1 protein-coding gene is annotated in these 391 nt (G+C 60.6%); it reads left to right on the forward strand.

Translation table 11 applies throughout. The annotated features are described in order from the left end of the window. Positions 1 to 84: 84 nt before the first annotated feature. Positions 85 to 391: DNA-3-methyladenine glycosylase I (locus tag GVK91_RS27275; protein ID WP_317164645.1), on the forward strand; the 307-nt coding region annotated here is incomplete at its 3' end.

A 391-nucleotide genomic window follows, 5' to 3' on the forward strand; every position in this document is an offset into this window, starting at 1 on the left:
GACCCCGCAGGACGTACCCATTGCAGCTGGCGCAACGCCGCCCCGGAATACCTCCATTACCACGACCACGAATGGGGCGTGCCGGTGGCGGATGACATCCAGTTGTACGAGAAAATCTGCCTGGAGGGCTTTCAGGCGGGGATGGCGTGGATCACGATCTTGCGCAAGCGTGAACATTTTCGGCAGGCGTTCCACGGATTTGATTTTCGCCGGGTCGCGCAATATGACCAGGCGGATATCGAGCGCTTGATGACGGATCAGGGGATCGTGCGTAACCGCGCCAAGATCGTCTCCACCATCAACAATGCGCGCCGGGCCTGTGAGCTGGTGGAAGAAACCGGCTCGCTGGCACGCTGGTTATGGGCATTCGAACCCGGCGAAGCTGAACGCC

This window comes from Sphingobacterium sp. 18053, from assembly GCF_902706145.1.
Taxonomy (GTDB): Bacteria; Bacteroidota; Bacteroidia; order Sphingobacteriales; family Sphingobacteriaceae; genus Sphingobacterium; species Sphingobacterium paramultivorum.